This is a genomic window from Leptospira congkakensis (assembly GCF_004770265.1).
Classification (GTDB): Bacteria; Spirochaetota; Leptospiria; order Leptospirales; family Leptospiraceae; genus Leptospira_A; species Leptospira_A congkakensis.
Genome location: NZ_RQGQ01000009.1, coordinates 195,334 through 207,467 on the forward strand (window position 1 = coordinate 195,334; position 12,134 = coordinate 207,467).

The following is a 12,134-nucleotide window of genomic DNA, read 5'->3' on the forward strand; positions in this document are numbered from 1 at the left end:
CATGGCAAGAATTTTGGTTGTAGATGATGCAAAATTCATGAGAACGCTCGTAAAAGATGCGTTAGTTGGAGCGGGTCACGAGATCGTAGGTGAAGCTGAGAACGGTAATATTGCGGTAGAACAATACAAAAACCTCAAACCGGATTTGGTAACTATGGACATTACCATGCGTGAAAAAGATGGAATCGAGGCTACAAAAGAGATTATCAAATTTGATGCTTCTGCTAAGATCATTATGGTAACGGCTCTTGGTCAGGAAGATTTACTGGCAAAAGCAATTAAGATGGGTGTGAAAGATTTTGTTGTAAAACCTTTCCCTCCAGAAAGATTGCAACAAGCAGCAGCTAAAGCACTAGGTTTATAAGCCGTGTCCCATACCCCGGAGTTTATCGTCCGGTGGCAGAACCAGGACGGAGGACTGACAGAAGGACCTTTAACGGTTTTATGGTCTCTGATTGATAGTTATAAGGTTGATATTTTTGAAGTCTCCCTTTCGCGTATCACATCTGATTTCATTCAATTCTTGAGAACCAGTCAGTCCTTATCGATTGAGTTAACTTCTGAGTTTGCCGTGATGGCATCTCATTTGGTGTATTTAAAATCCAAAGCCTTATTACCGGATCCTGGTTTTGAGGAAGAGGATTATGATCCACCCCTACCTAAAGAACTCGTCGATAAATTACTCGAACACAAAAAGTTTCAAATGGCCGGACAACGTCTGGCGGAACTGGACAGACTGACCGCAGGTATGTTCACCAGAGAAACCAACCAAGTTTTGGATGAAACAGAAGTTTGGTTGGATGTGAGCCTTGTGGATTTGATTTCTGCCTTCAATTCAATTTTGGAACAAGAGAGTTCCAATGAAATCGAAGACCTCCTCCCTGTCTACGAGGGTGTGGCCCAATACTCCGTAGAAGATAAAATGGCCTATATACAAAATCTTTTAGAAAAAACCGGGGAAATCCACTTTATGGATTTGTTCGAAACAGAAAAACCGGAAAAAAAAGAAATCGTCGCTGCCTTCCTTGCCGTATTAGAAGTTGTTAAAATCCGAGTTTGCAAAGTCCTTCAACATGCAGTTTTCGGTGAAATCAAAATAGTCAAGGTTTAGTCCATTTGGAAGAAAGAACTTATACCAAGGGCCTTCTTGAGGCGCTTCTTTTTTTATCTTCAGATCCAATCAAATTGTCTGCACTTGCCAAGTCTGCTGGGATCGAAAAAACAGAAGCCCGGGAACTCCTTGATGAACTCATCCTCGATTACCAAGAAAAAGAAGGCGGATTTTTACTGAGAGAAATCGCCGGTGGTTACCAATTCATCACCAACCAAAAATACAGCGAAATCTTGGCGCATATCTTTAAAGATAAAAAAAGAGAAACCCTTTCTCGTGGAACTTTGGACACTCTTGCCATCATTGCCTACAAACAACCCATCACATTGACAGAGTTAGATGAAATCCGCGGTGTGTCTTCGCGTGCTATGGTTGCGAGCCTTATGTCTAAAAAATTGGTAAAAGCCGTGGGCCAAAAAGAAGTTCCTGGAAGACCTACTTTGTATGGAACAACCAACGAATTCTTGTTACACTTTGGCCTCAGCAAACTTACCGATCTTCCTACACCTGTAGAAGTGAAAGAACTTAAGTTTGAGGAATTCACACCAGAGTCTATCATTGTGACTGATGAAACAGAAATGAATCCTGATTTTGATACAAGTACACTACCGGAAGAATTACAAGAAGAGGCCTGAAATGAGTAGTGCAGAAGAAGAATTAAAAAAACTCCGTGCAGGTATTGATTCATTAGACACAGAAATTATCGCACTCATTCAAAAACGGGCTGGTTTCGCACAAGAAATTGGTCGTGTCAAAAAAGAATCTGGTGGCCCTATCTATCGTCCTGATCGTGAAAAAGATGTATATGAGAAGGTAACAAAACTGTCTGGTGGACCACTCCCAGCATCTGTGATTCGTGCTATTTATAGAGAGATGATGTCGGGAACGATTGCCTTAGAACATCCGTTAAAGATTGGATTTTTAGGACCCGAAGGTAGTTTTTCTCATTCCGCACTACGTGCAAAATTTGGATCTTCTATTGAAGCGGTTCCACAAACTTCTATCCCTGATGTGTTTCGAATGGTAGAAGAGGGGAAGTTGGACTACGGAGTGGTTCCTGTAGAAAATTCCACTGAAGGCCAAGTCAGTTCCACCTTAGATATGTTCTTAGAAACAGATCTTTTCGTCTACTCTGAGTTATACCAAAGAATTTCTTTTTCGTTACTTGGATTTGAAACTGATCTTTCGGCTGTGAAAAAAATCTACGGAATTCGGATTGGGAATGAACAGTGCCGCAATTGGATTTCAGCTAACCTTCCGAGTGTAGAGGTTGTGGATACATCCTCTACAGCTATGGCGGCAAAATTGGTTTCGGAAAAAAAAGACGGGCTTGCCATTGCATCCAAAATTGCCGGTGAAATTTATGGTTTGAATGTGATTGCAGAAGGAATCGAAGATTATTCTGGAAACACCACAAGATTTTTAGTGATCGGTAAAACAGAATCTCCTAAAACGAAAGAAGATAAAACATCTATCGTTTTTTCCATTCCAAACCAAACCGGTTCTTTGTTTGCCATCTTAAAAACTTTTAATGAAATTCCTGTGAATCTGACAAAGATTGAATCAAGACCTCTCAAACGAAACTTGTGGGAGTATCATTTTTTTGTGGATTTTATTGGACACAAAGAAGATCCAAAAATTGCAGAATTACTCGAAAAGGTAAAATCACAATGTACCTTGTTTAAACTTTTGGGTTCCTATCCAACTGCCGGATCTTTTCCGACATGAAGTTATCCAGAGTTTTGATTTATGGAATGGGGCTTATGGGTGGATCCTTAGCCCTTGCCATTCGTCAGAAATTTTCGGATGCAGAAATCACCGCAGTCGTTCGTTCCGAAAAAAGTAAAAAAACAATCCTTACGAAAAACTTAAGCCACCAAGTTTTTTTAGAATCAGAGTTTACTTCTCCCAACTGGAATCAATACGATTTGGTGGTCTTTAGCACTCCTGTTGCATCCATTTTGAAAATCATCCCTACACTTCCTAAATCGGGGAATACGATCTTTATCGATTTAGGATCTACTAAAGAAACCATTGTTTCTGCTGTGGAATCTCATTACGGAGATGCGACCCATCATTATATTTCGACCCATCCAATGTGTGGATCAGAACAAGTGGGCCCTGAGGCTGCGGTTCCTGATTTGTATGTGGATAAACTATGTATTCTTACTTCCCCTAAGTCGGCATCTAACGCGAGTTTGGAGTCGGTTCGTTTGTTTTGGGAAAAAATTGGTTCTTGGACCATGGAGATGGATTCCAAGTCCCACGATGAAACTTTGGCCTATCTATCTCATCTTCCTCATGTGATCTCTACTTTACTTGTCAATGTTGCGGGATCGAATCCCACAACAAAAAAAGAAATCACCGGCATTTCCAAACCAATCACTGGTGGTGGGTTTCGGGATATGTCGAGGATTGCCGGATCCAATCCGGATATGTGGATTTCGATTTTTAAAGAAAACCAAGTTTTTTTACGAAAGTCGATTGATGATTTGATCAAACAACTCTTAGAATTTCGGGAACTATTTGGTTCCAATGGTTCTTTTGAGGAAGATAAAATTCGTAAAATTTGGGAATTGGCTCTGGTCAATAAAGAAGAAATTCGAAAGATACATGAAGTTTCTAAAAAACATAAATAAGTTAAGCGGCTGTAAGGCGGCTATTCTCACCAACCAAAGTGCATTTGGTTTTAATGGAAAGTACCACTTCCAAACCTATGCGGAGATTTTTGATCTTAAAACTATCTTTTTACCTGAACATGGGCTTTTTGCTGAATTACAAGACCAGGTCAGTGGGGATGAACTCAAATATCTTTTTGGAGATATGCAGATTATAAATCTCTATGGAAAAGAAGAGAAGAGTCTTGTTCCTCCCAGAGAAAGTCTGACAGGAGTGGATGTCATCATCATTGATATCAAAGATGTGGGATCTCGTTATTATACTTTTTTAACCACGGCCTATTATATTCTTTTGGAAATCTCTCGTTTAAAAAAAGAAACGGGTAAAGCTCCGATTTTTTTAGTAATCGATTCACCGAATCCCATTGGCAAAAAAGTAGAAGGGACACCCCTCCAAAAAGAATTTGAATCCTTTGTAGGTGTCACTTCTGTATTACATCGGCATGGGCTTACCCCCGGGGGATTATTATCATATTATAATGAAACCTTCCACTTAAAAGTGGATGTGGTGGTGGTTCCTGTGGGAGTTTTCCATCCAAAGTCTATTTCTCAATTTGAATGGGTTCCACCATCTCCGAATATTCCCACACAAAGTACTTGTTTGGTGTATCCAGGGATGTGTCTTTTGGAAGGAACCAATCTTTCCGAAGGAAGAGGGACAACAAAACCCTTTGAAACTTTTGGAGCTCCCTATTTAGTCGGTAAAGCAAAAGAAGAATTGGACAAAAGAATGGACTCACACCAGTCCGATGATTTTCGTTTGCGGGGTTTACGTTTTTTGCCAACCTTTCATAAATACACTGGAACGATTTGTGAAGGTTACCAACTTATGGTATTAAAACCAAAACAGTTTCATTCTCTTTATTTTATTTTGTATTTTCTAAAACAACTCGGTGAATTATTTCCCAAAGAATTCGAATACTTAAAAGGAGTGTACGAGTTTCGTTCAGACAGGCCAGCGATTGAACTTCTTGCTGGAGACAGTGTTCTACTTGATTATTTATACGGCAAATTATCGGAATCTGCGCTCAGTGAGTACTTAGACCAGTCAGAAAGTAGTTGGACTCGGCTCACAAAACCGTATCGATATTAAATTTTTTAACAAATTGGTGTTGCAGACCGACTAAAGACTAGGTATACAATGACCATGACAAGAATGTTTCGAACCGTTTTTCTGGTTTCCTTAATGGCAACCTTATTAACCAACTGCGGTTATAACCGCATCCAAGAGTTGGATGAAGAAGTAACTGCTTCTTGGGCAGAAGTTCTCAACCAATACAAAAGAAGATCTGATTTAGTTCCGAATTTGGTTTCCGCCGTAAAAGGATTTGCCAACCAAGAAAAAGAAATTATGACAGGAATTGCAGAAGCGCGTGCTAAAATTGGATCCATCCAAGCAACTCCAGAACTTGTGAACAACCCAGAGAGTTTGAAAAAATTTGACCAAGCACAAGGACAATTGGGTTCTGCGTTATCAAGACTCTTAATGATCCAAGAAAACTACCCACAATTGAAATCTGACCAACATTTTTCTGATTTGATGGCACAGTTGGAAGGAACTGAAAATAGAATCACTGTTGCTAGAAACCGATTCATCAAATCAACAAAAGAATTCAATGTGTACATCCGTCAGTTCCCTGCGGTTCTAACAGCAAAAGCTTTTGGTTACGATGCAAAAGCAACCTTTACTGTAGAAGATGAAAAAGCCATTGAGAATGCTCCGAAAGTAGAATTCTAAATCAATTGATTTCGAATTTTAAAAGGAAGCCGGTAAGTGATTGCCGGCTTTTTTATTTAGAATTGAAAGTAGAGGAATGGACTTGATACCGTCACACTATAAATAATAAACGAAGTGATATAGAGTAGGATACAAGCTGGAATCAGAAAATATAAATTGTCTGTGATAAAGGCAAATCTCTCTTCTTTTTTATCTTGGAGGATATCCACCAAAAACAAAAATCCAACAAGGATCACTAAACTCACACTCATCTGAGGAAAAATTCCACCCGCACCAGTAAAGGCGCGTTCTAACATAATTTTGGTAATGCCCATACCTGTCGGAACTTCCGGAGTGGCTTTGGCTCTGAAGAAAAAACAAGACAATACGAACACACCTACTGGATACAATGGTTGGAGGGAACGCGGCACTCGGTTCCAGGCATTCCGCATGGTTTCAAATTTGAATACAAATTTTTCTACGACCATCATGGTGGAGTGAAGTGTTCCCCACAAAACAAATGTCCAGTCGGCACCATGCCAAATTCCTGAAACAAAAGTAGTGATAAAAAGATTCACATAGGCCATAATCTCACCACGTCTATTTCCACCAAGAGTGATGTACACATAGTCACGCAACCAAGAACTAAAAGAAATATGCCAACGTCTCCAAAGTTCGGTTAGTGTTCCCGATAAAAAAGGACGGTCAAAGTTTTTTGGAATATGAAATCCAAGTATCCTTGCGGTTCCAATTGCTATGTCGGAGTATCCGGAAAAATCACAATAAATTTGAACGGCAAATAAAAACGCAGCAATCCACATCGCAATCCAATTGTATTCCGTAGGGTTGGCATACATAGGATCAATCACATAGGAAACAGGATCAGCAATGAAGGTCTTTTTAAAAACTCCCCAGAACAGTTGTTTGAGGCCTTGTTTTAGATTTTCTTTTGTAAAGTCTTTGGAATCTAAAAATTGATGAAGGACATCGCTTGCACGTAAGATGGGGCCTGCCACAAGTTGTGGGAAAAAAGCCAAAAAAAGTCCAAAGTGGAAAATGGATTTGGCTCTTTCCACCACACCTCTATATACATCGACTGCATAGGATACAGCTTGTAAGGTGAAAAAACTAATCCCCATCGGAAGAAGAATCCCTGACTTTTGTACAAAATCTGGATCACAAGGAGTGAGTGAAAAGGTTTGGTTCCAGACGGTGATGGAAAAATCCAGATACTTAAAAACAAATAGTAAACTTAAATTGCTCCATACAGCCACATTCAACCAAAAGAGCTTTTTTGGTTTAGAGGAAGCTCGTTCCATATAGTCGACAGCAAGTTTTGTGACAACAAAGGAGAATACGAGTAAAATTAGGAAGGGGATTCTGAAAATTGCATAAAAATACAAACTAACAATGAATAACCAAAGCCCTTGGAATCTTTTCGGAATTACAAAGTAAACTAAGATAACAACGGGAGCAAAAATCAAATAGTGAACAGAATTAAAAAGCATATTATTTGATTTCCTTTAAGGCAAGACCAATCGATTCGGCTGCCCATAAGTTTCCTAGTTTTGTTAGGTGGCCATCACCAGGAATGTAATAGTCTTGGATTCCTGCTTTTTTTGTTTTTCCATTTAGAATAAATTCACGACCGCACATTTTGTCAGTATAGGGAAGGATATCCAGAGTTTGGATTCCTTTTGAATCTAAATACTTTTTGGCACGAATGGCATAACCACCAAGTGCATTATACTTTCCTAACTGCCTACAGTATACTTCTTCAATCTGCATCGGAAGTAAAACTGGCACAAACTTGTATCCTTTTTCTTTGGAAAGAGAGATCATCAAATCATAGGCTCTTGTTGTGGTTTCGGGTAAGGGTTCTAAAGAGTTTGGATCCACTGGTGAGTCGGAACAAATCACACTTAAATTTTGGAGAGGAGTTGGGCAAATGAATTCATCCTTTTCTTCGCATTTTTGATGTTTGATGGGAAGGATAAATGTTTCTCGCAAATAAACTAGTGGTGAAGAGAAAAGAAGTTCCGTATCGGCTGCGACTAGGTATTTGGTTTGAGCAAATTTGACTTTAGTTTGTTCATAAGCAAGTTTGAGTGCTTGCAAAAGATATGAAACTCTAGTGAGTTCAAATTGAATGCGAAAGTTTTTTTTCCAAACCGGATCGTTTTCATGGAGGGCATCATTTTCGTCATCAGGTAGGATTCCTTGTGCACGTAATTCTTCGGGCATCGTAAAATCATTTGGTGAGATAAAAAATAAAACTGTTTGGATATTATCAATTTTACCTGACATATCTTTTAGGCGTTTGAAAGAACCAAGAGATCCGTAGGCATCTACACCGAAATTTAGGCTTTGGTAATCTTTTCCATTTTCTGGAGATCCACCTAGGATTGAACAAAAAGTATCTTCATCGGAAACACCAAATCCCATGACCAAACTATCCCCAAGACAAACGAGTTTTGGTTTTCCAGGTATGGGTTCTTCTTTTCCTCGAAGACCCAAAGAATTGGTGGTGAACTGGCCTTGCCAAAGGTCGGCATAGTGGCGGACAAAACGACTTTCGTTTGGTTCCAGAGTCACTCCATATTCAGGATGGTAGGCATGTAAAAGTTTAACATCGCGGTAATAACGTAAGGCAGGTGGATTGGAAGTGCGTAAAATCAATTCCAAAACAAGTAAAGCCAACGGGAAAAATAGGACAATGGCTCCCCATCGTTTCCAGTTTTGAATCATATCCCTCTAAACTTTAGAAATCAAGATAGGAATCAAGCATTTCTAAGGCAAATTTAAGAAGTCCTTGGCAATGGCATCGGCAAAAAGTTCTGCGAGGGCTGGGCCAGGGTGGCCATCTCCAGGGATATAAACTTGTTTTTGTTCTTGAAACAAGGTTTCCGTTTTTGTTCGAAGGTCCTTGTGTTTGATTCCTTGGCCTATAAAAAACTTTTTTGCCTCTTCGTAGTTGGGATCTTTTGTATCGGGTTTTCCTTCTCTTGACATCCCCCAACTGAAAAGAATGTTTAGTTTCTCTTTGGGTAGTGTTTGATCATTGAAAAACTTAACTAGGTTGGAATAGGTGATATGGTCTTTGGGATATAGGATCGGAATTCCGGACGAAGTGTACACATTGGTCTTCTGAGTAGGGATGAGTTTTTGGTAAAGATATGAATTTCGGATGAGATGGTAGTGGATGGGATAAATGTATTTTTTGATCCCTTTTTTTTCCCTTTCGTCATCGATAAAGTCGGAAGGATTCCAAATCCAATAGATCTTTTTGGGGTGGTCTTCCTGTTTTGTAGAATCCAAACCATCTTTTAAAAGCTTAAAGATACCATTGGTGCCAATGGCATCCACCGCAAGCACACGTGCTTCTATATTATATTTTGATTTTAAATAAAAGGCGGGAGTTTCGTTTGTTGGTAAACCATAACCCATTGCCATCGAGTCACCAATGAGCCAAAGATCCTTTGGATAACTTTCTTCGGAAAGGATTCGTTCTCCAATAGAATTGGTTTGGATGTCCCAAGTTTTTCCATCCACTCGTATAAAACTTTCCTTTCTATTGGAACAAAGACGAATCAAATCGAATTCATACAAACAATGAAATTTTCGATAACGAATCTCATCGGGATCGTTTTCATTTTGGAAACGAAGAAAACCTTCTCCTAGAGATAAACTTAAGAGAAGGGAAATTGATAGATAAAATAAGGGTTTAAAGAATTTTTTCAATGAGGAGGTAAAAGAAAGAAAGATTTCCAATATAAAGAAGCATTACCAAGAACCCCATAGCAATTTGAATGATATAGGCAGAATAGGAGAATCCTTGGTAGGCTAGATAAGTAGTGATTCCTAAAATCATCTCAGGAACTAACACATAGTAGGCTACTTTCCCCCACATCTTTACATTTTGTGCATACCAAGATCCGAGTACCCACATTGTGGCTTCAGAAGTTCCAAAGATAAGTAAAGCTGTGATTCCAACCCAAAGTCCAGTTCCAATGATGGATACGGACATTTCTTCCAGTTTGATTCCTGTATACACACAGATAAACAATGGGATGACCCAAAGTCCTGCCATATAACCGGCAACCGTTCCGATTTTTAAAAATCCATCTTCAGGAAATACTAATATTTGTAAGGCGCTAGACAGAAACCAATCCGGAAAAACCATAAAAATAGATAAGGGAACGAGAAATTTCCAAATCCGAAATGGTGTATGCCACCGAAGGCCAAGAGAGAATCCAACAAAACTAATGTGAAAAAGAAGGGTAAGCGCAGCGAGTTTGACTCCCGAAGGACTTTCTCCAAAGTACAAAACAAATCCGGAAACTATACTAAAGACCAAAAAATACAAAGCCAGTAGGAATTCTTCTGCGAGGAACTTGGGTTTCATCGCTTAGCACTGTAATGAATCTGTTATGAGATGCAAGTCGAAACTTTGTTTGGTAAGGTTAAAAAATGGTAACAGAAAGTTTGTGGATGTTACTTGGTGGGAGATACTGGGTTCGAACCAGTGACCTCTACCATGTCAAGGTAGCGCTCTAACCAACTGAGCTAATCCCCCAAGGTAAAACCACTTCACCAGAGCCGAGCCCACCGTAAAGTACGATTTCTGAATCGGTTCCTGATTGAAAAATCAGCACTCATTTTATCGGCAAGACGAGTTGGTTTGGTTTTGTCTGGGATGAGTAGTACTAAATTGTCTTTTGCTCTGGATAGACCCACGTAAAGGATCCTTCGTTCTTCGGCTTCATTGATTCCTTCGCCGTCTTCGCTCCATCCAAGAACTAAATCCAGGATGACACTCGAAAATTCTAATCCCTTGGCACTGTGGATTGTCATCACTTGGGCAGAAGGTAGGCCCTGATCTAACCAAGTTTGTTTTCGGTAATTGCTTCGGGTTAGGAGAATACAACTTGGATCTTTTTTGTACCATTCCTTCCATATCTCGAGTGGTCTTGTTTCTTTGTCTTTGATTCGTTCCACTAGAAAAATCCCCTTTTCTTTTCGGAAGGTTTTTACCTGTTTCGGAATTTTGTCTTTGTTTGGTTTTAAGGGGACTAGGGAGGCTTGGATGATGGAATCCTTGGAACGGTAGTTAGTGGATAGAAAGTATTGTATGACACCAGGAAAATGGTTTGGAAAATCTAAAAATGGTTTTGGGGTGGCGCCTCGAAATCCGTAAATGGCCTGCCAATCATCCCCTACAACAGTGATGGATTCAAAATTCATTTTTTGTATGATCTTAAGTTGTATTTCGTCGGTGTCTTGGAACTCGTCGATAATCAGAGACTTCCACTTTTCCTTTACGACCAGTGCTGACTTTGTATCCAAAAACTGGAGGAAGTGGAAAATCAAATCATCAAATTCAAAAAAATAATTTTCCTCTTTCCATAACTTAAACTTTGATTGGAAAAACTCAAATCTATCTTCGCTAAGTTCACGAAAATATTTTCCATCATTTTTGAAAAGAACAGGAAAAGGAATTCCTCCAACTAAATATCTATATTGAAAAAGAATTTCCTTTGTGATTTTCCATTTTTTGGATTCACTTAGGAGTTTGTATTTTGCCCAATCTTTAGTGGTATCGTAATTCTTTAGAACATGGTAACAAAACGCATGAAAGGTGGAAATATGATACTTATTAGAGAGTTCTTTTTTTTCACATCTTTCCTTAAATTCCCGAGTGGCTTTTTTGGTAAATGTAACAATAATCGTGTTTTCTGGAGGGATGGATTTGTTTTTTTCTCTTTCTTCTAATAGGCCAATCATTGTGGCCGTTTTCCCGGAACCGGCACCAGCAATCACTTGTTTGATGGGATGATTCGAATGGATGATGGATTTTTGTTCTTCACTCCACATTGATTGTAGAGTGGTGGATCCCTTAGGTTTGGTTCTAAATTTTTACTTATTGTTTGAAAACTGTTGAATCTTCATCCTCTTCTTCTTTGAGGTCATAATATCCATAAATAAAACTAGAACTTGCTTTTACTTCCATCCCATAAAAATGTTCAGAGATTCTTCCAGATTTTGTGACTTCTAATTTGTATTCTTCTGCGAGGAATTTCATTTTATCCATCGATATCTTTTCATTGATTTTGGGGCCAAATCCAGATTCTGTTTTTGACCAATCAATGATGAAAAGTCGTCCGCCTGATTTCATGGATCGAATGAGGCCATCCATCGCCAAACCAGGGTTTGGGAAAGTGGAAAGTGATAGAGAAGCAAAAATAATTTCAGGAACCGGAACCCATTCAGGAAGGAGGGGGTGGTCGGACTGGTCCATATGAAAAGGGGTGAGTTGTTCAATCCCTTCCATGAGTTTACGACGAAGGATCATGTCGATGATCTCTTGTTGGCATTCTGCAGCCCAAATCCAGACATGGGGAAACCATTTTCTAAATTCATTAAAATAGAATCCAAGTCCACTCCCAAAGTCGACTATGTTGTTTAAGCCTTTCCAATTGAAAAATGCATACACATCTTCGGGAGGACAAACCTCTCTTCTGTGGCTGGAAAGTAGGTATTCCTGGTAACTTTGGGAACGGTAGTATTCCGTTTCGGACATAATGACAATTCTCACAGAAAACCTAGGAAAGTACAAACGAAAAATTCA

At 39.3% G+C, this 12,134-nt stretch carries 13 protein-coding genes and 1 tRNA gene; 7 read left to right on the forward strand and 7 right to left on the reverse strand.

Annotated elements, in window-relative coordinates; translation table 11 throughout:
• Position 1 precedes the first annotated feature (1 nt).
• From EHQ70_RS06585 to EHQ70_RS06615, 7 genes are read left to right on the forward strand one after another with little or no spacing between them, the layout of a single operon-like run.
• Positions 2-364, forward strand: a complete 363-nt coding sequence (locus EHQ70_RS06585; RefSeq protein WP_002975323.1) for a response regulator — start codon at positions 2-4, stop codon at positions 362-364.
• Between the two features lie 3 nt (positions 365-367).
• A complete protein-coding gene (locus tag EHQ70_RS06590; RefSeq protein ID WP_135584708.1) occupies positions 368-1,111 on the forward strand; it encodes a segregation and condensation protein A in 744 nt (247 codons plus the stop codon).
• Between the two features lie 5 nt (positions 1,112-1,116).
• On the forward strand, positions 1,117-1,746 hold the full coding sequence (gene scpB, locus EHQ70_RS06595; RefSeq protein ID WP_135584710.1) for an SMC-Scp complex subunit ScpB: 630 nt from the start codon (positions 1,117-1,119) through the stop codon (positions 1,744-1,746).
• 1 nt (position 1,747) lies between these two features.
• Positions 1,748-2,839 carry a prephenate dehydratase gene (pheA, locus tag EHQ70_RS06600; RefSeq protein ID WP_135584712.1) on the forward strand — a complete coding sequence of 364 codons (1,092 nt, stop codon included), beginning with the start codon at positions 1,748-1,750 and terminating at the stop codon, positions 2,837-2,839.
• On the forward strand, positions 2,836-3,750 hold the full coding sequence (locus EHQ70_RS06605; RefSeq protein WP_135584714.1) for a prephenate dehydrogenase: 915 nt from the start codon (positions 2,836-2,838) through the stop codon (positions 3,748-3,750). Before pheA ends, EHQ70_RS06605 begins: the two co-directional genes overlap by 4 nt.
• Positions 3,725-4,882 (forward strand): DUF1343 domain-containing protein, encoded by a 1,158-nt coding sequence (locus tag EHQ70_RS06610; RefSeq protein ID WP_135584716.1) that lies wholly within the window; start codon positions 3,725-3,727, stop codon positions 4,880-4,882. The genes EHQ70_RS06605 and EHQ70_RS06610 overlap by 26 nt, the downstream gene beginning before the upstream one ends.
• A gap of 54 nt (positions 4,883-4,936) precedes the next feature.
• Entirely contained in the window at positions 4,937-5,527 is a 591-nt protein-coding gene (locus tag EHQ70_RS06615; protein ID WP_135584967.1) for a LemA family protein, read from the forward strand.
• A gap of 56 nt (positions 5,528-5,583) precedes the next feature.
• Here EHQ70_RS06615 and EHQ70_RS06620 read toward each other — a convergent pair whose 3' ends face one another.
• From EHQ70_RS06620 to EHQ70_RS06650, 7 genes are all read right to left on the reverse strand, one after another.
• Positions 5,584-7,014: an MBOAT family O-acyltransferase gene (locus tag EHQ70_RS06620; RefSeq protein WP_135584718.1), complete on the reverse strand. Its 1,431-nt coding sequence runs from the start codon at positions 7,012-7,014 to the stop codon at positions 5,584-5,586.
• 1 nt (position 7,015) lies between these two features.
• Positions 7,016-8,254, reverse strand: coding sequence for an LA_2490 family SGNH/GDSL-type esterase (locus EHQ70_RS06625; RefSeq protein WP_135584720.1), 1,239 nt, complete (start codon positions 8,252-8,254; stop codon positions 7,016-7,018).
• Between the two features lie 42 nt (positions 8,255-8,296).
• On the reverse strand, positions 8,297-9,247 hold the full coding sequence (locus EHQ70_RS06630; RefSeq protein ID WP_208729511.1) for an LA_2486 family SGNH/GDSL-type esterase: 951 nt from the start codon (positions 9,245-9,247) through the stop codon (positions 8,297-8,299).
• Entirely contained in the window at positions 9,231-9,911 is a 681-nt protein-coding gene (locus EHQ70_RS06635; protein ID WP_135584722.1) for a DUF6989 domain-containing protein, read from the reverse strand. Before EHQ70_RS06635 ends, EHQ70_RS06630 begins: the two co-directional genes overlap by 17 nt.
• Before the next feature lie 94 nt (positions 9,912-10,005).
• Positions 10,006-10,082 (reverse strand) — tRNA-Val (locus EHQ70_RS06640).
• Positions 10,083-10,096: 14 nt separating this feature from the next.
• Complete coding sequence (locus tag EHQ70_RS06645) at positions 10,097-11,380, reverse strand: UvrD-helicase domain-containing protein (RefSeq protein WP_135584725.1); 1,284 nt, start codon at positions 11,378-11,380, stop codon at positions 10,097-10,099.
• A gap of 46 nt (positions 11,381-11,426) precedes the next feature.
• The gene (locus EHQ70_RS06650; protein ID WP_135584727.1) at positions 11,427-12,086 is read right to left on the reverse strand and encodes a class I SAM-dependent methyltransferase; all 660 of its coding nucleotides are present in this window, start codon (positions 12,084-12,086) and stop codon (positions 11,427-11,429) included.
• Between the last annotated feature and the right edge of the window lie 48 nt (positions 12,087-12,134).

Bases quoted from the DNA above. Each gene is read 5' to 3' on its own strand.
- EHQ70_RS06585 (WP_002975323.1), top strand. From the start codon at position 2: ATGGCAAGAATTTTGGTTGTAGATGATGCAAAATTCATGAGAACGCTC.
- pheA (WP_135584712.1), top strand. From the start codon at position 1,748: ATGAGTAGTGCAGAAGAAGAATTAAAAAAACTCCGTGCAGGTATTGAT.
- EHQ70_RS06605 (WP_135584714.1), top strand. From the start codon at position 2,836: ATGAAGTTATCCAGAGTTTTGATTTATGGAATGGGGCTTATGGGTGGA.
- EHQ70_RS06610 (WP_135584716.1), top strand. From the start codon at position 3,725: ATGAAGTTTCTAAAAAACATAAATAAGTTAAGCGGCTGTAAGGCGGCT.
- EHQ70_RS06615 (WP_135584967.1), top strand. From the start codon at position 4,937: ATGACAAGAATGTTTCGAACCGTTTTTCTGGTTTCCTTAATGGCAACC.
- EHQ70_RS06620 (WP_135584718.1), bottom strand. From the start codon at position 7,014: ATGCTTTTTAATTCTGTTCACTATTTGATTTTTGCTCCCGTTGTTATC.
- EHQ70_RS06625 (WP_135584720.1), bottom strand. From the start codon at position 8,254: ATGATTCAAAACTGGAAACGATGGGGAGCCATTGTCCTATTTTTCCCG.
- EHQ70_RS06635 (WP_135584722.1), bottom strand. From the start codon at position 9,911: ATGAAACCCAAGTTCCTCGCAGAAGAATTCCTACTGGCTTTGTATTTT.
- EHQ70_RS06645 (WP_135584725.1), bottom strand. From the start codon at position 11,380: ATGTGGAGTGAAGAACAAAAATCCATCATCCATTCGAATCATCCCATC.
- EHQ70_RS06650 (WP_135584727.1), bottom strand. From the start codon at position 12,086: ATGTCCGAAACGGAATACTACCGTTCCCAAAGTTACCAGGAATACCTA.